Source organism: Cryobacterium tagatosivorans (genome assembly GCF_004402215.1).
Taxonomy (GTDB): Bacteria; Actinomycetota; Actinomycetes; order Actinomycetales; family Microbacteriaceae; genus Cryobacterium; species Cryobacterium tagatosivorans.
On sequence record NZ_SOEZ01000011.1, the window covers coordinates 92,094 to 115,531 of the forward strand.

15 protein-coding genes and 4 tRNA genes are annotated in these 23,438 nt (G+C 70.5%); 8 read left to right on the plus strand and 11 right to left on the minus strand.

The features are described from left to right. Window positions 1-31: 31 nt before the first annotated feature. From E3O23_RS02405 to E3O23_RS02415, 3 genes are all read right to left on the minus strand, one after another. A tRNA-Val gene (locus tag E3O23_RS02405) sits at window positions 32-103 on the minus strand. 26 nt (window positions 104-129) lie between these two features. Beyond that, window positions 130-203: transfer RNA gene (locus E3O23_RS02410), tRNA-Cys, on the minus strand. 47 nt (window positions 204-250) lie between these two features. Next, window positions 251-322, minus strand: a tRNA-Gly gene (locus E3O23_RS02415). Window positions 323-481: 159 nt separating this feature from the next. Here E3O23_RS02415 and E3O23_RS02420 point away from each other — a divergent pair. The 5 genes from E3O23_RS02420 to E3O23_RS02440 all read left to right on the plus strand — a co-directional run bounded on the left by E3O23_RS02420 (window position 482) and on the right by E3O23_RS02440 (window position 5,765). Next, window positions 482-557, plus strand: a tRNA-Val gene (locus E3O23_RS02420). A gap of 131 nt (window positions 558-688) precedes the next feature. Then, window positions 689-1,939, plus strand: a complete 1,251-nt coding sequence (locus E3O23_RS02425) for an amidohydrolase (protein ID WP_241983282.1) — start codon at window positions 689-691, stop codon at window positions 1,937-1,939. A 130-nt stretch (window positions 1,940-2,069) separates the two neighbouring features. Further along, complete coding sequence (locus E3O23_RS02430) at window positions 2,070-3,383, plus strand: phosphoribosyltransferase (RefSeq protein WP_134487769.1); 1,314 nt, start codon at window positions 2,070-2,072, stop codon at window positions 3,381-3,383. Beyond that, window positions 3,380-4,720: an erythromycin esterase family protein gene (locus tag E3O23_RS02435; protein ID WP_134487772.1), complete on the plus strand. Its 1,341-nt coding sequence runs from the start codon at window positions 3,380-3,382 to the stop codon at window positions 4,718-4,720. Before E3O23_RS02430 ends, E3O23_RS02435 begins: the two co-directional genes overlap by 4 nt. A 55-nt stretch (window positions 4,721-4,775) precedes the next feature. Continuing rightward, a complete protein-coding gene (locus E3O23_RS02440) occupies window positions 4,776-5,765 on the plus strand; it encodes a CapA family protein (RefSeq protein ID WP_134487775.1) in 990 nt (329 codons plus the stop codon). Between the two features lie 22 nt (window positions 5,766-5,787). Here the strand turns inward: E3O23_RS02440 and E3O23_RS02445 are convergent, their stop codons facing one another. The 7 genes from E3O23_RS02445 to zapE all read right to left on the minus strand — a co-directional run bounded on the left by E3O23_RS02445 (window position 5,788) and on the right by zapE (window position 19,973). Further along, on the minus strand, window positions 5,788-6,624 hold the full coding sequence (locus E3O23_RS02445; protein ID WP_134487854.1) for an ABC transporter permease: 837 nt from the start codon (window positions 6,622-6,624) through the stop codon (window positions 5,788-5,790). A gap of 22 nt (window positions 6,625-6,646) precedes the next feature. Beyond that, window positions 6,647-7,630, minus strand: a complete 984-nt coding sequence (locus tag E3O23_RS02450) for an ABC transporter ATP-binding protein (RefSeq protein WP_241983283.1) — start codon at window positions 7,628-7,630, stop codon at window positions 6,647-6,649. Next, on the minus strand, window positions 7,623-8,693 hold the full coding sequence (locus E3O23_RS02455) for a LolA family protein (protein WP_134487778.1): 1,071 nt from the start codon (window positions 8,691-8,693) through the stop codon (window positions 7,623-7,625). Before E3O23_RS02455 ends, E3O23_RS02450 begins: the two co-directional genes overlap by 8 nt. Before the next feature lie 96 nt (window positions 8,694-8,789). After that, the gene (locus E3O23_RS02460) at window positions 8,790-15,446 is read right to left on the minus strand and encodes an OmpL47-type beta-barrel domain-containing protein (protein ID WP_134487781.1); all 6,657 of its coding nucleotides are present in this window, start codon (window positions 15,444-15,446) and stop codon (window positions 8,790-8,792) included. Window positions 15,447-15,577: 131 nt separating this feature from the next. Further along, window positions 15,578-17,026: an HNH endonuclease signature motif containing protein gene (locus E3O23_RS02465; RefSeq protein WP_134487784.1), complete on the minus strand. Its 1,449-nt coding sequence runs from the start codon at window positions 17,024-17,026 to the stop codon at window positions 15,578-15,580. A 487-nt stretch (window positions 17,027-17,513) separates the two neighbouring features. Beyond that, window positions 17,514-18,734 carry an ammonium transporter gene (locus tag E3O23_RS02470; RefSeq protein WP_134487787.1) on the minus strand — a complete coding sequence of 407 codons (1,221 nt, stop codon included), beginning with the start codon at window positions 18,732-18,734 and terminating at the stop codon, window positions 17,514-17,516. Window positions 18,735-18,920: 186 nt separating this feature from the next. Then, entirely contained in the window at window positions 18,921-19,973 is a 1,053-nt protein-coding gene (gene zapE / locus E3O23_RS02475; RefSeq protein WP_134487790.1) for a cell division protein ZapE, read from the minus strand. Between the two features lie 172 nt (window positions 19,974-20,145). Here zapE and E3O23_RS02480 point away from each other — a divergent pair, with 172 nt between their 5' ends. From E3O23_RS02480 to E3O23_RS02490, 3 genes are read left to right on the plus strand one after another with little or no spacing between them, the layout of a single operon-like run. Next, complete coding sequence (locus E3O23_RS02480; RefSeq protein ID WP_134487793.1) at window positions 20,146-21,051, plus strand: sulfurtransferase; 906 nt, start codon at window positions 20,146-20,148, stop codon at window positions 21,049-21,051. Next, the gene (locus E3O23_RS02485) at window positions 21,051-21,491 is read left to right on the plus strand and encodes a SufE family protein (protein WP_134487796.1); all 441 of its coding nucleotides are present in this window, start codon (window positions 21,051-21,053) and stop codon (window positions 21,489-21,491) included. The genes E3O23_RS02480 and E3O23_RS02485 overlap by 1 nt, the downstream gene beginning before the upstream one ends. Continuing rightward, window positions 21,488-22,267, plus strand: coding sequence for a dihydrofolate reductase family protein (locus tag E3O23_RS02490; RefSeq protein ID WP_134487799.1), 780 nt, complete (start codon window positions 21,488-21,490; stop codon window positions 22,265-22,267). Before E3O23_RS02485 ends, E3O23_RS02490 begins: the two co-directional genes overlap by 4 nt. Here the strand turns inward: E3O23_RS02490 and E3O23_RS02495 are convergent. Further along, the gene (locus tag E3O23_RS02495; RefSeq protein ID WP_134487802.1) at window positions 22,188-23,435 is read right to left on the minus strand and encodes an alpha/beta hydrolase family protein; all 1,248 of its coding nucleotides are present in this window, start codon (window positions 23,433-23,435) and stop codon (window positions 22,188-22,190) included. The genes E3O23_RS02490 and E3O23_RS02495 overlap by 80 nt on opposite strands. Between the last annotated feature and the right edge of the window lie 3 nt (window positions 23,436-23,438).

A 23,438-nucleotide genomic window follows, 5' to 3' on the forward strand; every position in this document is an offset into this window, starting at 1 on the left:
AAAAACCCCCGAGTTACCGGGGGTTTGTCTGTGGGCGATACTGGGATCGAACCAGTGACCTCTTCCGTGTCAGGGAAGCGCGCTACCGCTGCGCCAATCGCCCATTTCTCTGAAATCTCTTCCACAGAATGGAGGTGGATACGGGATTCGAACCCGTGTATACGGCTTTGCAGGCCGCTGCCTCGCCTCTCGGCCAATCCACCCTGGGTTCACCACCAAAGAGAATCGGCCTTTCGGCCGATTCAATTCGAGCGGATGACGAGATTCGAACTCGCGACCCTCACCTTGGCAAGGTGATGCGCTACCACTGCGCCACATCCGCAACTTGTCTGCGTTTCCGCTGACTTGAAAGACTCTAGCCGATACTTCGGCCGAGTTCCAAACCGAGCGAACGCGGCGTGTTGCCCCTGTCTCGATGTGGTCCGCCCGCCCCGTCTGGTCTAGTATCGTGAGTCGCGGTTGAACTTGTTTCAGCGCAAGAGGGCGATTGGCGCAGTTGGTAGCGCGCTTCCTTCACACGGAAGAGGTCATCGGTTCGAGTCCGGTATCGCCCACCAAGAAAAGCCCCGGCCAGCCGGGGCTTTTTTGTTCCCCCGCGGGCCCCCGCGCCGCCGGGTCCGACGGGAAACAGGACACACTCAACTAGCCTGAGAGCGTTGCGGAGAACCGCGCACACGCTTGAGGAGCGATGACGATGAACTCAGCCGCCGGCGACAAGACTTCACTCGAAGAGCTCTACCAGGACCTGCATCAGAACCCGGAGCTGTCGTTCGCCGAGCACCGCACCTCGGCGCTCATCGCCGAGCGGATGCTCGCGCTCGGGCTCGAGGTCACGACCGGCATCGGCGGCACCGGCGTCGTCGGCGTGCTCACGACCGGCGACGGACCCGTGGTCATGCTGCGGGCGGACATGGACGCCCTGCCGGTGCTGGAAGACACCGGCCTGCCCTACGCGAGTACCGCCCGCGGCGTCGACGGCGACGGCGCCGACGTGCCGGTCATGCACGCCTGCGGGCACGATGTCCACATGGCCTGCCTGCTGGGCGCCGTCGAACAGCTGGTCGCCGCGCGGGCGCACTGGTCCGGCACGGTTGTCGCCCTTTTCCAGCCCGGAGAAGAAAACGGCGGCGGCGCGCAGGTCATGGTCGATGACGGTCTGTACGAGAAGATTCCGGTGCCCGATGTGGTTCTCGGCCAGCACGTCTTCCCCCTGCCCGCCGGGTCGCTCGGCGCTCATTCCGGCCCGGCGATGGCCGCCGTGGACACTCTCAACGTGCGCATGTTCGGACGGGGCGGCCACGGCTCCGAACCCGAGTCGACCATCGACCCGGTGGTCATGGCCGCCGCGACCGTGATGCGCCTCCAGGGCGTCGTGGCTCGTGAGGTGGGCCCCCAGGAGACCGCGGTGGTCTCGGTCGGCAGCCTCCACGTGGGCACGAAGAGCAACATCATCTCGGACGAGGCCCGGCTGGGCCTCAGCATCCGCAGCTTCGACGAAGGCGTGCGCAGCCGTGTCCTGGCGTCGGTTGAGCGAATCATCAACGCCGAATCGATGGCGTCCGACGCCCCGAGGCCGCCCGAGTTCAGCTACGCCGAGCGGTACCCGGTCACGGTCAACGATCCGATCGCCACCGCACGCACGACGGCCGCCTTCCGGGCGGCCTTCGGCGAGGAGCGCCTGTTCGACCCGGGTGCGATCGCCGGGAGCGAAGACGTGGGCAACCTCGCCTCGGCCGCGGGCGCTCCCCTGGTCTATTGGTTGCTCGGTGGCTGCGATCCCGGGGAATATGCGGCGGCAGAGGCGGCGGGGACCATCCGGAGCGACATCCCGTCGAACCACTCCGCGTACTACGCGCCGGTGCCGCGGCCCACGCTCGCCACCGGGGTCGAGGCGCTGGTCGTCGCCGCGCGGGAGTGGCTGGGCAACCCGGCTCGCTGAGAGCCCGCACGACCCCAGGCCCCCGATCACGGTCACCACGGCCCGCACTGGCGCAGTCCCGGCCGCGGGACGATGATGTCCGCATGCCCCGCGCACCTGGGCGCCGGGGCCGCCGAGGAGGTGCAGGGTCGTGGTCGTCTTTTCAGACCGGGTCGCTGCCGGCAGGCAGCTGGCCGGTCGGCTCGAATACCTCCGCGGTGAGGACGTCGTGGTCCTGGGGCTTCCCCGCGGCGGGGTGCCGGTGGCGTTCGAGGTCGCGGAGGCGCTGGGCGCTCCCCTGGACGTGATCGTGGTGCGCAAGCTCGGCGTGCCCTTCCAGCCCGAACTCGCCATGGGGGCCATCGGCGAGGGCGGAGCCCGGGTTCTCAACGACCGCGTGCTGAAGCAGATCCCGGTCACCGAACAGGAGATGCGCGCGGTGGAGGAACGCGAACGCGCCCTGCTCACCTCCCGGGTGGCGAGCTTCCGCGGCCGGCGCGAGCGGGTCCCGCTGACCGGTCGCACCGCGGTCATCGTCGACGACGGCATCGCGACCGGGGCCACGGCGCGGGTCGCCTGCGAGGTCGCCCGCCACCTCGGCGCCGCGAAGGTGGTCCTGGCGGTACCGGTGGCGCCGGCAGACACCATCCGCACCTTCCCCGAGGCGGACGAGATCGTGTGCATCTCGACGCCGGAGTTCTTCGGCGCGGTCGGCGCGTTCTATCGCGACTTCTCGGCGACGAGCGACGACGAGGTCGTCGCTCTGCTCGAGGCCGCAGACCAGCGGATGCGCCGCACCCGCGCCGACGCGCCCGATTTCGACGGCGACGTGCAGATCCCGCTTGGCGCCTTCGCCCTCGAGGGCCACCTCCACCTGCCCGAGCCCGCGACGGCCGTGGTGTTGTTCGCCCACGGCAGCGGCAGCAGCCGGCACAGTCCCCGGAACCGGTTCGTCGCCGAGGTGTTGCAGCGGGCCGGGCTGGGCACACTGTTGCTCGACCTGCTGACGCCCGAGGAGGAACTGGACCGGGCGAACGTGTTCGACATCGAGCTGCTCGCCCACCGGCTCGCCGCGGCGACGCGGTGGCTGAAGAGCAGACCGGACGCCGCGTCCTGCTCCATCGGCTACTTCGGGGCCAGCACGGGCGCGGGGGCCGCCCTCTGGGCTGCCGCCGACGAGGGGGCGCGGATTTCCGCGGTCGTGTCCCGCGGCGGCCGGCCCGACCTGGCCGCGCCTCGACTGGCGCAGGTGCAGGCGCCCACCCTGCTGATCGTGGGCAGCTTCGACCACACGGTCCTCGAACTCAATCGCTGGGCCCAGGCCCAGCTGACCTGCCCGAACGACCTCGCCGTCGTCGAGGGCGCCACCCACCTGTTCGAAGAGCCGGGCACCCTGACCGAGGCCGCCGCCCTCGCGCGCGACTGGTTCGTGCGCCACCTGCTGGCCGGCGACGAGCCGACATGACCGGCGACACCGGGCGACACCCCGACGATGCGCACCCGGGCGGCTCGGCGGCCGCGCGGGAGATGCGCGCCCTGGCCCGTCCGCTGAACGGCGTCGACGACCTCGACCCTCTGGTCGAGCGGATCACTGGTGCGCGCTTCGTCTGCATCGGCGAAGCCTCGCACGGCACGCACGAGTACTACCGGTGGCGATGCCTCCTGGCGCGGAGGCTCATCGAAGAACGCGGCTTCACCTGGATCGGCGTCGAGGGAGACTGGCCGGACTGCTGGCGCATCAACCGGTGGCTCCGGGGCCAGGCGGACCGGGAGCTCGACGCGCGCGGCCTGCTCGCCCGGTTCGAGCGCTGGCCGACCTGGCTGTGGGCCAACGAGGATGTCGCCGAGTTCCTCGCCTGGCTGCGCGAGTGGAACGCGGGCCGGCCGCCCGCGGAGCAGGTTGGCTTCTACGGGCTCGACGTGTACTCGCTCTGGGACTCCCTGCGAGAAATCATCGCGTGGCTGCAGGTCAACGAACCCGGGGCGATGGACACGGCGCGCCAGGCCTGGCGCTGTTTCATGCCCTACCGCGAGGATCCGCACAGCTACGCGTGGAGCACCCGGCTGGTGCCCGAGACCTGCGAGGCCGACGTCGTCGCCCTGCTCGTGGAGGTGCGGCGCCGCGCGGGCGTTCGGGCGGGGTCCGACGAGGACGCCTTCGATGCCGCGCAGAACGCCGAGGTCGCCGCCAACGCCGAGCGCTACTACCGGATCATGGTGCGCGGTGACCGCGACTCGTGGAACATCCGGGACCACCACATGGCCGACACCATCGATCGGCTGGCGGCGCACCTCGGGCCGCAGTCGAAGGGCATGATCTGGGAGCACAACACGCACGTCGGTGACGCGAGGGCCACGGACATGGCCCGCGACGGCCTCGTCAACGTCGGGCAGCTCGTGCGTGAACGCCACTCCATTGATGGTGTGGTGCTCGTGGGCTTCGCCTCGCACCAGGGCTCGGTGCTTGCAGCCGCCGCCTGGGGCTCGCCCGAACTGGCGCTCCCGGTTCCGGCGGCCGTCCCGTCCAGCCACGAGGGCATCCTGCACAGCGTGCTGGGAACGGATGCCCTGCTCGTGTTCCCCGACGACCGCGCCGGCCCCTGGCTCGGCGCGTGGCTGCCCCACCGGGCCATCGGCGTCGTCTACCAGCCCGGCCACGAAGCCGGCAACTACGTGCCGACCCGGATGGGCGGCCGCTATGACGCGCTGATCTGGCTCGAGGAGACCACCGCGCTGGTGCCCCTGCACCACGAGCCGCGCCCGGAAGAGCCAGAGTACGAGACGGAACCCACCGGCTTCTAGGAGCTCCTCAAGGCTTCCAGATGCTCCTCAACGGGTGCCGGACAGGAGGTAAGGGATGAAGATCGCCCTCGTCGGCGATGTCATGCTCGGGCGGCTCGTCAACGACGCCCTCGGCGACGTCGAGTTCACGGGCGCCGGGCCGGAGTATCCCTGGGGCTCCACCCTTCCCCTGCTGCGGAGCGCCGACATCCGGATCGGCAATCTCGAGTTCGTCCTGTCCGACGACGGCACCCCCTGGCCCGCGAAGGTCTTTCGCTTCCGCTCGGACACGAGGAATGTGGCGAGCCTCACCGCGGCCGGCTTCACCGTCGTGTCGCTGGCCAACAACCACGTGCTCGACTTCGGTGCGGAGGCCCTGAGGGACATGCTCGGCACCCTCGACCGGCACGGGATCCTTCACTCCGGCGCCGGGGTCGGCCTCGAGGACGCCCGCCGGCCGGCAATCTGCAAAGCGCAGGCACTCAGCGTGGGCTTGCTGGCGGTCACCGACAATGAGCCGGGCTGGGCGGCCGAGGCTGCCGCACCGGGCGTTCACTTCGTGCCCATCGACCTCGGCGACCACCGGGCCGGTGAGCTCCTCGCACTCGTCCGGCGCACCCGCGGCCGGGTGGACCTCCTCATCGTCTCCGCCCATTGGGGCGGCAACTGGGGCTTCGAGGTGCCGGGCGACCATCGCACGTTCGCCCGCGCCCTCATCGACGCCGGCGCGGACGTCGTCTACGGGCACTCACCGCACGTCGTTCGCGGAGTGGAGGTCTACCGCGGCCGGCCGATCATCTACAGCGCCGGCGACTTCGTCGACGATTACGCCGTCGACCAGTTCGCCCGGAACGACCAGTCGTTCGTTTTCCTGCTGGAGACGGACGCCGGCCTCCCCCGGGACCTGCGCCTGTACCCCACGGTCATCCTCGATTTCCAGGCCCGCCTCGCCCGGGGCAGCGCGCGGGCGATCGCGCGGCGCATGCAGGCGCTGTGCGGCGACCTCGGAACGCCGGCGACCTGGTCGGAGGACGAGGCGTGCCTGACGATTCCGCTGGGAGGCTGAGCCGCTCCCCCGGCAAACCCGGTCAGGACAGGATGTCCTTGGTCACGAACCGGCCATAGGCGAGGGCCCCGAAGACCGCCGCGTACCCGGCCTGGAGCAGGGCGTTGTCGCCGAAGGAGGTCCAGGCGATCGGCTGGCGCAGCAGGTCGGCGAAGTCGAGCCAGTAGTGGCTGAACAGCCACGGGTGCAGCCACTCGAGCTGGGGCAGCGCGCCCAGCACCTGCGCCACGACCGACAGCACGATGGTGGCGGCCATGGCGCCCACCGGCACGACGGTCAGGGTGGAGATGAACAGCCCGATGGCCGAGAGTCCGAGCAGGGACACGGTGACGTAGCCCGCCACCAGGAGCGACCTCAGGATGCTCTCGCCCACGCTGATCGTGTCGCCGGAGAGCAGGGTGACCGGCCCGACCGGGAAGAGCGCGGCGCCGATGAGAGCCCCGGATACGACGACCGTCAGGGTCGCGGCCAGGCAGAACGCCGCCGCTCCCGCGAACTTGACGAGCAGCAGCCGCACCCGACCGGCCGGGACGACGAGGAGGTATCGCAGGGTGCCGAGGTTCGCCTCGCCGGCAATGGTGTCGCCGGCGACGACCCCCACGGTCAGCGGCAGGAACAATGGGATGCAGACAACGAGCGCGGTGATGCCGACGAAGAGTCCGTTCTGGGTGACGCGGTCGAGGAACGGCGGGCCTCGTCCGGGCTCCGGCGGCGACGACGACAACCGCACGGCCACGGCGATCAGCACCGGAACTGCCGCCAGCGCGAGCAGCATCGCCCAGGTCCGCCGGCGGCGGAACAGCACGGCCAGCTCGGAGGCGAACAGGTCCCAGCCGACGGCGGGACGCGCGCACGGCAGGTTCCCGGCCCGGACGAGCGGATCACTGGGCAATGTCGAACCCCTCCCCCGTCAGCGCCACGAAACGGTCCTCGAGGCTCGCCCGGTCGACGCTGAACGCCCGCACCCGCACGTCGCCGGCGACGAGCGCTGCGACGATGGCCTCCGGGGCGGTGCTCCCCGGAGCCAGCGGCGCGCTGACCACACCGTCGTCGTCGCCGGCCCGCCCGGGCGGTTCCGTCTGCTCCGGCACGAGTCCGAGCGCGGCGAGCACGCGGAGCGCGCCGGCGATATCGGGGGTGCGCACGCGCACGCGCGCCTCACCCGCCCGCCGCAGGTCGTCGAGGGTTCCCTGGGCGACCAGTCTGCCGACGCTCATCACCGCAACGTGCGTGCACATCTGCTCCACCTCCGCGAGCAGGTGGCTGGACACGAACACCGTCGTGCCCTCGGCCGCGAGCGACCGCACCAGGTTGCGCACCTCGCGCGTGCCCAGCGGGTCGAGTCCGTTGGTCGGTTCGTCCAGCACCAGCAGCTCGCGCGGCATCAGGAGGGCGTTGGCCAGCCCGAGCCGCTGCTTCATCCCCAGCGAATACGCGCCCACCTTCTTGCCCGCCGCATGGCCGAGCCCGACCCGGTCGAGCGCCTCGCGGACTCGCGCTCGCCGGGTGGCCGAGGGGGCGTACCGGTCGGCCGAGTCGAGGCGGTGCAGGTTCGCCGCGCCGGAGAGGAACGGGTAGAAGCCGGGGCCCTCGACCAGCGCGCCGACGTGCGGGAGCACGTCCTTCAGCCGCCGGGGCATTTCCTGGCCGAGCACGCTGACCTGCCCGCTGGTGGCCGCCGCCAGGCCGAGGGCCACCCGGATCGTTGTGGTCTTGCCCGAGCCGTTCGGTCCGAGGAATCCGAATACGGAGCCTCGGGGCACGGCGAGGTCGATGCTGTTGACGGCCGTCTGGTGGCCGAACCGCTTGGTCAGCCCCCGGGTTTCGATCGCCAGTTCGGCGGCGGGGTGCCTGCCGTCACCCACCCGCGGCCGCGGCCTGCAGCCGCGAGACGGGAACGGACCCGGCGAACACGCGCCCGTCGTCCGTGATCAGCACGTTCACCAGCGACGTGGAGAGCAGCCGGCCCCCGTCGACGGCCTCCGTGGCCTGGGCGTACAGCGGCGAGGCGGTCAGCTCGGCGGGGACGGATCCGGCGGGCAGTCCCACGACGCTCTCCCAGCCGGTGCCGCTGACGGTGCCCGGGAAGTCGCCGTGCTCGGTGTCCTTCTGGGGCGTGCCTTCCTGTGGCGTACCCTCCGGCAGCGCCTGCTCTCGGACGTCGGCCCCGGCCGGGGGCTGGAAGTCGAACAGGGCGGCATCCGGCTTCGCCAGCGACAGCGCGGTGAACGCGAGTTCAAACGCCGGCTCGGTCTCGCCGCGGGCCTGGACCTTGACGCGGAGCGGCAGCCCGGTTTCGGAGTCGACCGCAATCGACACGGCGCCGACCAGGGTGCCGTTTCCGCGCGGGGTGAGGACGAGGTCGTAGGCGGTGCGTCCGGCCACCTCGGTGTCCGCGTCGACGCTCACTTCGGTGCTCGGGTCGAGTTCCGCGAGCAGCTTGTCGGCCAGCTGGGCCGGCGTCTGCGGGCTGCCGGGCGCCGGAGCCGGCCGGGACCCGGCGTCGGCCGGGAGGGTCAGGTGGGTGGCCTCGTTGTCCTTGGAGTCGTAGAGCCACACGTCGGTGCCGTTGACGATGAGGTCACGTTCGGCGAGCCGGCCCATCACCTGCACGCGGGCCTGGCCGGGGCCGTCGAGGTAGACCCGTGCCGTGTGCGTTCCGGTGAGCAGCTCCAGGGCGGAGGCGGCGTCGTCGCCGGCTGCCGATCCGCCCATCGACAGGTCCGGCAGCCCCAGCCGGGATGTCTGCTCGAGGGTTCCCGAGAGCGTGTCGACCGTGCTGTCGCCGATCATCGCCAGCACCTCCTGCGGCGTCTTGTCCGGCAGGTTGACGGCCGCGCCCGCCTCCAGCGGAACGGCCAGCGCGCCTGCGGCGATGACCGCGGATGCCGCCGCGGCCGGTACCCAGCGGAGCCAGACTCGAGTCATGACACTCCCCCTCCTGGAAGGACTTGGTGACTCCAGATTACGCTTCGAGCGGGCTGATGGCACGCCTTCCCAGCCCGCTCCCAGCGGCCCGCGCCGTTACTTGCGCAGCCCGATGCTGACGTAATAGACCTGCCCGTCGTCCAGCCTGACGCCGATGCCGTAGTAGTTGCCGCCGGCCGGTGTCTTCCAGTTGTAGATGTACTGGGAGCCGTCGGCGCGGAAGGTCAGTCCGGTGTCGGCCGTGATGGTGTAGACGGTCTCGTCGATCGGCATGGTCATCACCGCGCCCTTGACCGGGGTGAGCCAGACCGGCGCCGCGTTCGACAGCACCGGAGATCCGTCCGCCTTCATCAGCTGGAACTTCACCGGGATGGTGCTGCCGCCCTTGAACACGCTGGTCGAGACGCCGACCTGGTGCGCGGTGTCGTTGATCGGCTGCAGGAACCCGTCGAAGCGGTAGATCACCTGGTAGCTGCCCGTCGTCGTGACGGTGTTACCGGCGGCGTCGGTGGCGGTGGCGGTCCAGGTGAAGGTGCCGACGCCGTTCGGGCGTCCGCCGGTCACGGTCACCGTGCATGGTCCGGCCAGGCCGGAGACCGTATCGGTGGCCGTGCAGGTCGCGGCCGGGGCAGAGCCGAGCAGGTAGAACCCGCCGGCCACGTTGACGTTGGTGATGGTCGGCGCGGAGGAGTCGATCCTGATGCCTGACAGGGTGGCGGCGGCCGTGTTGCCCGCATTGTCGGACACCGTGCGGGTGACCGTGTTGGTCCCGTTGTCGGTCAGCGTCACGTCGGCCGGGCAGGCGGTGATCCCGGAGAGGGCGTCGGCGCAGCCGAACCGCACCGTGACCGGCCCGGTGTACCAGCCGTTGGCGCCCTGGGTGCCGCTGACGATCGTGGCCGTGATGGTCGGCGCGGTCTTGTCCAGCTTCACCGTGGCCGAATCCCGGCCGATGTTGCCGGCGGTGTCCTGGGCCTGGCCCTGGATCGTGAGCCCCGTCACGGGCGTCTCGATGCCGACGCTCACCGGCGCCGTGATGGACGAGGCCACCAGGCCGGAGCCTGCGTCGTCGTCCCGGGCCGAGAAGGTGACGGTGACGTCGCTCTTGTTCCAGTCGTTGCCGTTGGGCAGGGGCGAGAGCACGTGGGAGACCGTCGGGGCGATGTTGTCCCACTTGAGGGCGACTCCGCCGGCTGTCTCCCGGTTGCCGGCGTTGTCGACGGCGAAGTAGCTCACGGTGCCCGTGCCGCTTCCGGCCAGCGGCACGCTGAGCGTGATAGTCGAGCCGGCTGCGACCTGCGGGTCGCCGCCGTCGACCGTGTAGTGGATTTCCCGGACCCCGGACAGCCCCGCCTGGTCGACCGCGCTGAGCACGACCGTCGCGTGGTCGCCGGTGCAGTAGTCGTTGGTCCGGCTGCACTGGTTGTCGGCCGTGGTGTCGGGGGCCAGACCATCGATGTTGATGCCGCCGACGGTCAGGACCGCACTGTCGTTGCCGGCATTGTCGGTGGCCGGGTCGCTGGTGACGCTCTGCCCGGCACCGTTGCCGCTGACCACCCGGCTTGTCGGGCACAGGGCGATTCCGGACAGAGCGTCGGTGCAGGCGTAGCCCACGGTGACCTGGCCCTGGTACCAGCCGGCGGCGTTGGGCTGCGTGGTCGCCTGGCCTTCGAGCACCGGGGCGGTGCGGTCGATCCGGATGCCCGTCACCATCGCGTGCTTTTCGTTCCCTGCGCGGTCGGCCACGTCAGCCGAGGCGCCGAGGTCCGCTCCTTCGCCGGTGAGCAGGCTGTCCGCAGGCTGCTGGGCGATCCCGGACAGGCCGTCGATGCCGGTCCAGCCGATCGTCACGTCGCCCTGGTACCAGCCGGCGCCGTTCGGACCGGTCGTGGGGGTGCCGGAGAGCGTCGGCGCGGTCTTGTCGACGCTGATCGGACCGACCGTGGCCGAGTTAGTGTTGCCGGCGACATCGGCCGACGTCCCGGACACCAGCTGGCCGGCTCCCTCGTTGGCGACGGGGCTGTTCGGCCCGCAGCCGGCGACGCCGGAGTCAGCGTCGGCGCAGGTGAAGGTCACGTCCACGTCGGTGTTGTTCCAGCCGAAGCCGTTGGCGACGGGGCTGGCCGCGCCGGCGATCGACGGCTTCACGTCGTCCACGTCCACGGACAGGTCCCGCTTCGCCTCAGTGTTGCCGGCCTGGTCGACGCTCCAGTAGGTGACGGTGTGGCGGCCGGTGGCCAGGTCGGTCAGCAGGGGCTGGCCGTAGGCGAGGGCGGGGCCGTCGTCGATCGTGAGGTAGGTCGCGGCGACGCCGGACCCGGAGTCGGTCGCCGAGAGTTCGACGGGAACGGCGCCGGTCAGGAACCAGCCGGACGCGGGGGCATCCGGGTTGACCACCGTCGTCACGGGGGCGACGCGGTCCACCAGGAAGGTGAGCGTGTTGGCGCCCTCGGCGTTGCCGGCGACGTCTCTGCTCCAGAACGTCACGGTGTGCGTGCCCTGGCCGCCGACGGCGAACGGGGCGGTGTACTCCTCCGCGTCCTGGCCGTCGAGGCGGTAGAAGGTCGTAGCGATTCCGGACACCGCGTCCAGGCCCTCGAGGGTCACCGACACGACGCCGGTGTACCAGCCGTTGGAGTGGGTACCGGACAGGCTCGCGCCCGTGGTCGGAACCTCCTGGTCGATGCGGATGCCGGCCACGGTGTCTTCGGCCGTGTTGCCCGCGATGTCGGTTGCCGTGCCGCCCGCCGTGTTGGTGCCGTTGCCGGTGAGTGTCACGTCGTCGGGGCAGGAAGCGACGCCGGAGAGGGCGTCGGAGCAGTCGAAGTGCACCGCCACCGGTCCGAGGTACCAGCCGTTGGCGCCGGCGGTCCCGGAGGCGATCCCGCCGATGATGCCAGGCGCCGTCTTGTCGAGCCGGACCGTGACCGCGTCGGTGCCGACGTTGCCTGCGGTGTCCTCCGAGGAGCCGGAGACGAGAAGGCCCGCCTGCGGGGTCTCGGCGTCGACGGTCACCGGGGCCGTCACGCTCGCCACGCCGGATCCGGGATCGTCGTCGGTGGCCTCGAAGGTCACCGTGACGTCGCTCCTGTTCCAGGCGCTTGCGTTCGGCACGGGCGAGAGGGTGTGGGACACCGTCGGGGCGATGTTGTCCCATTTGAGGTCGACGGTGTTCGCGGTTTCGGCGTTGCCGGCGTTGTCGACGGCCCAGTAGCTGACGGTGCCCGATCCGCTGCCGCTGAGGGGAACGGTGACGGTCGCGGCAGACCCGGCGGCCACCTGCACGGCGGCGTTGCCGATCGCGTAGTGGATCTCCCGGACGCCGGAGAGCCCGGCCTGGTCTTCGGCGCTGAGCACGACGGTGGCCGTCTGGCCCTTGCACCAGCCGCTCACCTCGGTGCACTGGTTGTCGGCCGAGCTGCTCGGGGCGGTGGCGTCGATGTTGATGTCGCCGACGGTCAGGCCGGCGGCGTCGTTGCCGGCCTGGTCGGTGGCCGGCCCGCTGGTGACGCTCTGCTGGGGGCCGTTACCGCTGACCAGTTCGCTGGTGGGGCAGACCGCAACCCCGGACAAGAGGTCGCTGCAGGTGAAGTCGACGGTGACCTGTCCCCGGTACCAGCCGGCGGCATTGGGCTCGGTGGTCGCCTGTCCCTCGATGACCGGCGCGGTGCGGTCGATCTTCACGCCGCTCACCGTTGCGGACGTCTCGTTCCCGGCACGGTCGGACACGATCGCGGAGGCGCCGAGGTCGGCGCCCTCGCCGGTGATGACGCTGTCGGCCGCCTGGTCCTCGATGCCGGACAGCAGGTCGGCGCCGGTCCAGTCGATGGTCACGTCGCCCCGGTACCAGCCGGCCCCGTTGGCGGTGGTCGTGGCCGCACCGGAGAGGGTCGGCGGGGTCTTGTCGATGCGGATCGGGCCGACCGTGGCCGAGTTGGTGTTCCCGGCGATGTCCGCCGTGACTCCCTCGGCCAGCTGGTCCGCGCCCTCGGCGCCGAGGGAGACGTCGGGGCCGCAGGCGACGTCCGGGTCGATGCCGGAGACGGCATCCGTGCAGCTGAACGTCACGTCCACCGCGGTGTTGTTCCAGCCGAAGCCGTTGGCGGCCGGGGAGGCCTCGCCGGTGATCGTCGGTCGGACCGTGTCGACCCAGACTGTCGTCGACCGTGCAGTCTCGGCGTTGCCGGCCAGGTCGACACTCCAGTACGTGATGCTGTGCGAACCGACGGCCAGCTGGGTCTCGAACGGCTGGCCGTAGGCGAGGGTGGGGCCGCCATCGATCGAATAGTAGGTGGCGGCGATGCCTGATTCGACGTCGGTCGCGTCGAAGGCGACCGGAATGCCGCTCGTCACGAACCATCCGCTGGCCGGTGAGATCGGGTTGATCACCGTGGTGATCGGGGGTGCACCGTCGATTTTCACCGTGATTTCGTTGCCGATCCTGGCCTCGAGGTTACCGGCCACATCGACGCTCCAGAAGGCGATGCTGTGCGTGCCGCGCGTTGTGAACAGGAACGAGCCGACGTAGGCCTGCGCGTCACCGCCATCAACGCTGTAGTAGGTCACGTCGATCCCGGACAGGGCGTCCTGGGCGCTCAGGGTGACGGTGACGTCGTCCGCGTACCAGCCGCTGGCCAGCGGCGCGGGGACGCTCGCGCCGGTCGTCGGGGCGGTGCGGTCGATGGTGATCCCGCTGACGGTCTTCGTGGCCGTGTTGCCGGCCACATCGGTGCAGGAGCGGGTGGAGACCAGGTCGTTCCCTTCGCCGTCGACCACGTCGTCGGTGGGCGGCGTCGCGACCCCGGAGAGCGCGTCGGTGCAGGTCCAGTCGACGGCCACATCATCGGTGTGCCAGCCGGCCGGGAAGGAGGCCGTGAGAACGGGCGCGGTCTTGTCGACGTTGATGCCGGTGAGCTCGGCGCTCGCGCTGTTGCCCGCGGCGTCGGTGGCCGTGCCGGAGGCCGACTGGTTCTCCCCCTCGCCCAGGACCGTGGCCGCGGGCGAACTCGCGATTCCGGAGAGGGAGTCTGCGGCTTCGAAGGACACCGTGACGTCGTCGCGGTACCAGGCCGCGCCGTTCGGTGCGCGGTCGGCGCCGGCGGAGACCGTCGGCGGCGTCTTGTCGATGCTGACGACGGCGGTGTTTCCGGCGGAGTTGCCGGCGTTGTCGGTGGCGGTTCCGACAACCTGCTGCGACGCCCCCTCGGTGCTCAGGGTGGCCGGTGCTGTGCAGCCGGCGATGCCGGATCCCGAGTCGGTGCAGAGGAAGGTCACGGTGACGTCCGCGTTCGTCCAGGCGCCGTCGCTGTAGCCGACCGGCGCGAAGGTGTGGCCGATGGTGGGTGCGGTTTTGTCGATCTTGACGTGCGCGGTGCGCGTCTCCTCGACGTTCCCGGCGACGTCAGTGCTGTGGAAGGTCACGATGTGGTCGCCCTCGGCGGCGAGCGTGAAGCCGGTGCCGCTTTGCGCCGGGCCTCCATCGACGGCATACGAGGTGGATGCGACGCCGGAGAGGTTGTCACCCGGGGAGAAGGACACGGTGACGTTTCCGTTGGTCCAGATGTTCGAGGTTCCGCTGATGCCGGTCGTCGGCGGCGTCCGGTCGATCCTGACGGCCGGGCTCGTGGCGTTGCGGATGTTGCCGGCCAGGTCGCCCACGCTGGCGCCGATGGTCAGTCCCGTTCCCTCGCCCGAGATCGTGCCGGACGCGGGGGCGGCGCCGGCGAGGCCGGACAGCGCGTCGGTAGCGGTCCAGTCGATGGAGACGTCTCCGCGGTACCAGCCGGCACCGTTGGGCTGGGTGGTTGGAGCGCCCGTCAGTGACGGCGCCGTCTTGTCGATGTTGATGCCGGTCACGCCCGAGGTGTTGGTGTTGTCGGCGTTGTCGACGGCGGTCCCGGGGACGGACTGGTTCGCGCCCTCGGCGGAGAGCACGACGGACCCGCCGCCGGTGCAGGTCTTGATTCCGGAAAGTGTGTCAGCGCAGGTGAATCCGACGGTGACGTTGGTGTTGTTCCAGCCGGCGCCGTTGGCCGCTGGGCTGCGGCTCGCGTCGATGGATGGCGCGGTCTTGTCGAGCTTTACGGTCACGGATCCGTTCCCGGCGTTGCCCAGCCGGTCGGCTGCGGTGGCTGTCTTGACGGTGCCGATGATTGCCGTGTTCGCGTTGACAGAGTCCGTCGAGGGCGTGGGTGCCGATGACATGCCGGAGCCGGCGTCGCTCGCGGACCAGGTGATTCCGACGTTCGCCTTGTTCCAGCCGGCCGCATTGGGCGCCGGGGCAAGGGCCGCGGTCACAACCGGTCCGGTGTTGTCGAGCGTGTACGAGCCCTGGGCCGAACTCGACGGGCCGGTGCATTTGCCTTGCGCGTTGACGTTTGGTGAGGCGGCGGCGGTCACCGTTTGGCTTCCGTTTCCCGCGCCGGCGGTCGTGGTGAACGTCCAGCTTGTCTTCCCTGTCGCCGACATGTCGCCGGCGGCGAACGCGCCGACGACCTCGACGCATTTCGTGTCGCTGCTCGTGGTGACGGTCAGTGTCAGCGCGCCGCCCTGCCTGGCGTAGAGGACTCCCCCGACCGACACCGTCCCGGTGCCGCCCGAGAAGACAGCGCTGTTCGCGGTCGACGCGAACGCTGGCGGGGCGCCCAGCAGCCCGAGCACCAGCGCGAGCGTGGCGATCACGGCGAGCCGGGCGCGAGTGCGGCCCCCGGAGAAAAAGCGTGCGCGAATGGGGCTGCCGCCTGAAACCTGCATGGGGTCCTCCGGGTATGGCAGGCTTCGGGTCCCTGCCAAGGCCCACAGTCTCTTGGGGGCGTTGGCACCCGGTCAAGGGGGGTCAAACCCCCCATCGAGGGGGTCGAGATGTCCCCCTTAGGGGGTAGACGCTATGCCGCTCCTGAGTTTTCCTCACCCACAACTTCCTGTCGTAGTTCGGCGCTGATCGCGGTGCCGATGAGGGTCTCCGGCTCGGTCACGTAAGTGTGCCCGGTCGGGGTGGTCCAGGTCAGGGTGCCTGTTCCGTCGGTGGCCTGGCTGACCTTCCAGCCGGCCTCGTGCTTGAGGGCGTGGCTGGCGGGGCACAGGTGGGCGAGGTTGTTGTGGTCGGTCCGTCCGCCGAACGCCCAGTCGAGGCCGTGGTCGATGTCGGAGCGGCTGGCCGCCCGGCTGCACCCGGGGTGCCGGGAGGTGCCGTCGCGCACCTGTAGCATCGTGCGGAGCGACGCGGGGATCGTGTACCGGTCCCGGCCGACCGAGAGCACCGCGCCGGTCTCGGGGTGGGTGAGGATCCGCACCGCGCTCGGGCACTTCGCCGCCAGCGCCCGGGCCGTGTCCGGATCGATCGGCCCGTACCCGTCGAGATTGCCCGGCTCCTCCGTCACACCGAGCAGAGTGAGCATCGGGACGGTCACGAGCAGGTTCGGCCGGAGCCCGCTCAGCGGGTCTGCGCCGGCCGCGCCGGCCTTCGCCGTGCAGCCGAGGTCGGCGCAGCCGGACTCGGTGCATCCGGTCTCGGTGCATCTCGTCGTGCAGGCGGGGTCCAGGAGCAGGCCCCGGAGCACGTCCGCGCGCAACTGGGTGAGCGTGCGCGGCTCCTCCGGCCCCTGTAATTTGATCGCCCGGTCGGTGACCTGGTTGTAGACCCCGAGCGCGTCCGAAGCGGGCAGGTAGGCGCTGAGCCAGGCCATCCCGTCCCGGGCCGGGTCGAACCGCACAGCCCGGAAGGCCACGCTTCGCAGGTGCCGGGCGGTGATCGAGCCCGGATCGATCCGTTCCCGCAGCTTCTTCGTCTTCCTTTCGAACTGGGCCGCCGTCAACCGGCCGGCTGACGGCAACGCCTCCTGCTCCAGCCGCCTGGCCGCCTCGGCCGGTAGGCCGGCGGTCTCGTTGGCCAGGATGATCGCCTGCCGGTAGCCGATCTGCCCGGCGGCCAGGGCCGCGAGGGTGTCGGGCAGGTCGTGGACCAGGGCCCGGCTGCTCTCCAGCAGGCCAGACGCGGTCGACGCCGGGATCCGCAACGCGCAGGCCAGCTCGGCCACCAGCGACCGGCGGGTCAGGGCGGGGCCGAATGCGCTGCCGCCGAGCTCCCGCTCGCTGCAGACCCGGGCGGCCTCGATCGCGACCACCCGGGCCGCAGCCTGGACCGCCATCGCCCGGTCGATCGCGGTGACCTCGTCGATCAGGACGCCGAGCTCCTCCAAGTGGACAGCTGTCGGTGTCAGCGGGCCAGGATCGGGGGCGACACCCGGGTCGGTGCCCGGGCCGGCACCCGGGTCGGTGCCCGGGTTCGGGCCGGCCGGGAGGGCCCGACCGGGTGGTTCCTTGTTGGTTTTCATACGCCAACGGTACGGCGAACCACCGACATTCCACGGCCCGTAAACAGCCCCTGACCGGCCCTTGTGGATAACCTCGCGCTGCCAGGACCTGTGGAGGACAATCACCGGAACCGCCCCGGCGCACCCCGCACGCCGCGCATCCCCGCGGGACCCACGCACCCTCGCCGCTCCCCCTCACCCCGCGAGAGTCGCCGTTCCTGCCGAGAATCCCCGCCGCAACGGCGACTCTCGGCGGAAACGGCGACTTTCGGCAGACCGGGCCGGCTGGTCCGGATCCCCCGATAACGCAAAAAATCCCGTCAAGGGACCGGACTGATCCGGATCCTTGACGGGGATTCTCACGGTGTTCGGGTCCACCGCCAGTTCCACCAGTGTGACCCACCCGAACCCTCGGTGGGAGGGGGTAGACATCCGGGGCCGGGACGGCTATTAACCAGTTGTCCGCGCGGCCTATTTGGCCGCGCGGACATTCGCTGGACGGGAGTTGCTAGACCCGGTCGAGGGCGTAGCCCTCCTCGCCGTGCACGATCGTGTCGATCCCGGCGAGTTCGTCTTCGCTCTTGATCCGGAACCCGATGGTCTTCTCGATCGCCAGGCCGAGGATGTACGCCACGATGAACGAGTAGACGAGGACCGAGAAGGCCGCGATCGCCTGCACGGCCAGCTGGCCGAGGTCGCCGCCGGTGAAGAGGCCGGTGCCCATAGCGAAGAAGCCCAGGTACAGGGTGCCGATCACGCCGCCGATGAGGTGGATGCCGACGACGTCGAGGGAGTCGTCGAAGCCGAGCTTGAACTTCAGTTCGATCGCGAGGGCACACACGGCGCCGGCGATCGCGCCGAGGAGGAGCGCCCAGCCGGGCTCGAGGTTCGCGCAGGCCGGGGTGATCGCGACCAGGCCGGCAACGGCTCCGGAGGCGGCTCCCACCGAGGTGGCCTTGCCGTCCTTGAACTTCTCGACGATCATCCAGCCGAGGATCGCGGCCGCGGTCGCACCGAAGGTGTTGATGACGATGATGCCGACGTTCTCGAGGCCGTTCAGCCATTCCGCTCCGGCGTTGAAGCCGAACCAGCCGAACCAGAGCACGGCCGCGCCGATCAGGACGAGCGGAACGTTGTGCGGCTTGGTGATGCCCTTCTGGAAGCCGACGCGCTTGCCGAGGACCAGGGCGAGGGCCAGGGCCGCCGCGCCGGCGTTGATGTGCACCGCGGTACCGCCGGCGTAGTCGATGACGCCGGGGAGGCCGAGGGTTTCACCGAGGCTCATGATCCAGCCGCCGCCCCAGACCCAGGCCGCAACGGGGAAGTAGACGAGAGTGGCCCAGATCCCGGCGAAGATCATCCAGGAGCCGAACTTGGCCCGGTCGGCGACGGCGCCCGAGATCAGCGCGACGGTGATGATGGCGAAGGTCGCGCCGTAGGTCGCGCCGAGCAGGTCGGTGTTCCCGCTCTCCCCTGAGGCGAGGGCGGCGAGGCCGAAGTCCGAGAACGGGTTACCCGCGAACTGCAGCGGACCGTCGACGGCGCTCATGTTGAAGCCGTAGAGGATCCACAGCACGCTGATCAGCCCCAGTGCCCCGAAGCTCATCATCATCATGCTGACGACGCTCTTCGCCTTCACCAGTCCGCCGTAGAAGAACGCGACTCCCGGAGTCATAAACAGCACCAGCGCGGTTGCTGTGATCCCCCATGCAATGCTTCCCGTGTCCATAGATTGTCCTCACACCTCTCGAATGTTTGCAGGGTGCACCGCGAGGTCCAAAAATGAACGCAGGTGATCGGCGGCCAGGACTCGGGTACGGCATCAGTCTGCGACGCCGAGGTTTCGCCGGCCCTACCGCAGTGTTTCGGGCCGGTTACGCGCGAGGCCCGTGCGTAAATAGCGTGTTTCGCCGAATCAATCGGCGTGCGGCGGCAACTCCCCCGTCGTCAGCGCCACCATGCGCGACTGGGCACGCAGGTACTTCTTCCGGTATCCGCCGGCCATCATCTCGGCGTCGAAGACCTCGCCGAGCGGCAGGCCGCTGGCGATGATCGGGATTTCGGCGTCGTAGACCCGGTCGATGAAGGCCACCAGGCGCAGGGCATCCGTCTGGTCGGTCAGCAGGAACACGTCGGTCAGGGCGATGACGTCGACCGCCTGGATCATCTTGATGTACTTCGACGGATGCACCGTGCCGAGGTGCCGGATCAGAGCTCCGAAGCCGTCGTCGGTCACGCGCGACCCGCGCTCGAGCAGCGTTCCGACCATGTGGCGGAGCGACTCGTCCGGAACCGCGACGGCGTTGCCCGCGGTGTCGCGGCGGCGGTAGTCGAGACCGTCGATCCGGACGGTCTCGAAGTTCGCGGACATGGCCTGGATCTCGCGGAGGAAGTCCACCGCGGCGAACCGGCCCTCGCCGAGGGAGTTCGGGGGCGTGTTGGAGGTGGCCGCCACCCGGGTGCCGGTGGCCACGAGCTCCCCGAGCAGCCGCGTCATCACCATCGTGTCGCCCGGGTCGTCGAGTTCGAATTCGTCGATGCAGATCAGCCTGGCGCCCCGGAGCTGCTTCACCGTGTTGGCGTAGCCGAGCGCGCCGACGAGCGCGGTGTACTCGATGAACGTGCCGAAGTACTTGGGACCGGGGGCCGTGTGCCAGAGCGCGGCGAGCAGGTGGGTCTTGCCGACGCCGAAGCCGCCGTCCAGGTAGATCCCCGGCAGGTCGTCCTTGGGCTTCCGGGTGCGGGAGAAGAATCCGCTGGGGCGCTGCGAACGCCAGGCCTGGGCGAACGAGTTCAACCGCTCGACGGCCTCGAGCTGGGACGGGAAGTTCAGGTCCGGCCGGTAGGACTCGAACGAGGCGTGCTCGAACTGCGGCGGGGGAACCAGCTCGGCGACGATCTCGGCCCCGGTGATGCTCGGGGATCGGTCGACGAGCCGAAGGGCCTGGCGCTGGGCCTCTGGGGCCATGGGGGAACACCCGTTTCTTCTCTGGAGCGATCACCGCGGCGAACCCTGTGGCGATCACCGCGATGCGGTCTGCGCCCACACCGCGTAGATTTAACGTGTGGGCAGGTGACAAGCCTAATCCGCACACAATCCCTAGCTCGCGCCGCGTCAGTCGCCCTCCCGGAGGTTCCCCATGTCCGTTGAACTCGATCCGTCCCCGAAGTTCACCGCGTACGCCCACCCGGAGCGCCTCGTCTCCACCGAATGGCTGCAGAAGCACCTCGGCACGCCCGGGCTCGTCGTCGTCGAGTCCGACGAGGACGTGCTGCTCTACGAAACCGGGCACATCCCCGGGTCGGTCAAGATCGACTGGCACACCGACCTCAACGACCCGGTCGAACGCGATTTCATCGGCAGCGAGGAATTCGCCGCCATGATGGGCTCCAAGGGCATCTCCCGCGACTCCACCATCGTCGTCTACGGCGACAAGAGCAACTGGTGGGCGTCCTACGCCCTCTGGGTGTTCACCCTCTTCGGCCACGAGGACGTGCGCCTGCTCGACGGCGGCCGCGACAAGTGGGTCGCCGAGGGCCGCGACCTGACCCGGGACACCTCGGTCGTGAAAAAGAGCGCGGACTACCCGGTCGTCCCCCGCGACGACGCCCCGGTCCGCGCGTTCAAGGACGACGTGCTCGCCCACTTCGGAAACCCGCTGATCGACGTGCGCTCCCCCGAGGAGTACAGCGGCGAACGCACCCACATGCCGGCCTACCCGGAGGAAGGCGCCCTCCGCGGCGGGCACATCCCCTCGGCCGTCTCCGTGCCGTGGGCCCGCGCCGCTGCGCCAGACGCCACCTTCCGCCCCCGGGACGAACTCGACGCGATCTACCGCGAGGAGGCCGGCCTGGCCGAGGGCGATAACGTGATCGCCTACTGCCGCATCGGCGAGCGGTCCAGCCACACCTGGTTCGTCCTCACCCACCTGCTCGGCTTCCCGGGCGTGCGCAACTACGACGGTTCCTGGACCGAGTGGGGCAACGCCATCCGGGTTCCGATCGTCCTCGGCACCGAGCCGGGCGCCGCTCCGATGGCACGCTGATGGCCGCGGTGGAGCTGCCGCAGCAGCTGGCGGAGATCCGGGACGGGTTCCTCGAACTCGAGGAGAAGGACCGCCTCCTCCTCCTGCTCGAGTTCGCCGACGAGCTGCCCGAGCTGCCCGAGCGATTCGCGGACCACCCTGACCTGCTCGAGCGAGTGGTCGAATGCCAGTCCCCGGTCTATATCTTCGTCGAGGTGGACGAGGCGGGCGCCGTGCACCTGCACGCCACCGCGCCCCGCGAATCGCCGACGACCCGGGGTTTCGTGTCGATCATCGGCCAGGGCGTCGAGGGGCTGACCGTGGAGCAGGCGCTGGCCGTGCCCGACGACTACCCGAGCTCCCTCGGGATCACCAGGGCCGTCTCGCCGCTGCGGATGCGCGGGATGACGGCCATGCTCGCCCGGACCAAGCGCCAGCTGCGGGCGCTGGCGGCTGCGTGAGCCTCACCCGGGTCTTCCCGCCCGAGGCCGGCGCCCCCGCGCCGACGCTGGACGGGATGGAGGCGGCCGGCCGCGACTGGCTCCTGGCCCACTACGGCCGCGGCGACGGTCCGTACCTGCGCGTCAACATGATCGCGAGCCTCAACGGCAGTGCGACCGGCGACGACGGCACGTCCAACACGCTGACCAGCCGGCTCGACCGGCGAATCCTCGGCGTCATCCGGGAGTTGTCCGATGTCGTCCTCGTCGGCGCGGGCAGTGTGCGCGCAGAGGGGTACGTCGTGCCCGCGAAGGCGGCCCTGGCCGTCGTCACCTCCAGCGGCGACCTCAGCGGGCACCGACTCGACGCCCGGCCGGTCGACGCGGCGGGGCATCCGGTGCTCGTCCTGTGCGCCCGAAGCGGCCTCGAACGCGCCCGGGCCTCCGCGGGGACCCGGGCGACGATCGTGCCCCTCGACGACGAGGGCGGCGAGATCAAGGTGGCGGCGATCCTCCACGCCCTGGCCGACCGGGGCCTCGGCCGGATCGTCTGCGAGGGCGGCCCGGTGCTCGCGGGTCGGCTCTTCGCGGCGGACGTCGTCGACGAGTTCTGCCTGTCGACGAGCCCACAGGTGACGCTGGGCGGCCGACCGCTGCTCGACTCCCCGCTGCTCGATGCCGCGCTGCCCGACTCCGCCGGCGACGGGTCCACTCGGTTTAGTCTTCGCCAGCTGCTGGTGGATGATGCGGGGGCGACGTATGCCCGCTGGGAGCGAGCGCGTCCAGCCACTGCCTGATGGCCCGGTTCCAGCCCTCCGGGTCGTAATTCCACAGCTTGGTGTGCCGGGCGATGGTGAACGGGACGAAGGTCACGAGGTCGGGCCGGCGCAGCGCCAGGGCCCGTGAGCCGGCCGACGGCACGTAGCCGTCGTCGTCGCTGTGCATCAGCAGGATCGGCAGGGAAAGCTCATCGGCCCTGGCCACGACATCCAGCCGCCGGAAGTCGATCGGGCTCGCCTGGCCGGTGAGCAGTCCGCCCCAGCGTTGCCCCATCACCCTCATCGCCCCGGCCATGATCGGCGCGGGGAACCCGAGCGCCTCTCCGTGGAAGCTCACGACATCGGCCCAGTCGACGACCGGGGAATCGAGCGCGACGCCGGCCAGGATGTCCCGGTGCTCGGTGCGGCTTGCCGCGTGCAGGGCGATGGCGCCGCCCATCGACCAGCCCATCAGCACGACGCTGGTCGCCCCCCGGCTCCGGGCGAAGCCGATGGCCTCCTCCACGTCCAGCCATTCGGTGTCGCCCAGCCCGTAGCGGCCGTCGAGGCTGGCGGGCGCCTCCCGGTCGTTGCGGTACGACACGAGCAGCGAGGTGTAGCCCGCCTCCCGGAAGGCCGGCACGGCACGCAGGGTTTCCGCGCGCTGCACGCCCCGGCCGTGCACCTGGATCACCCAGCGGCCGTCGGGCTCCGCCGCGGGGATCAGCCAGGCCGGCGCGTCGCCGAGCCCGGTCGGGATGACGACATCCTCGAACGGGAAGCCGAGGTCCGCGGGGCTGAGGAAGTGGTAGCCGGCCAGCCGACCGAGCCGCGCGCCCGCCAGGTCCCCGAAGTCGACGGCGGTGAGCCGGCGGGTGACGCCGTCGGCGTCGCTCCGGATGATCTCGCCCACCCGTGCGTGCCCGGTCTCGTCGGTGAACCAGAGGCTGTACTCGCCCCGAAGCACGGTATCGGGGGTGGTCTGCAGGGTGATCGTGCCGGCCTCGAGGTCGACGCCGAGGATGCGGGTGTCCTGCTCGCGTTTGGTCGCCGGTGTGACGATCCGGCGGGCCATGACGGCGGAGAGCACGCTCGCGGTAGCGGCCGCCAGCGCGACGGTGCCGGCCAGGGCCAGGCCGGCGACGAGCAGGGCCGTGCCCGGGTGGCGTCCGGTCGGGCCGCGTCCGGACGGGCTGTGTCTGGTCACCTG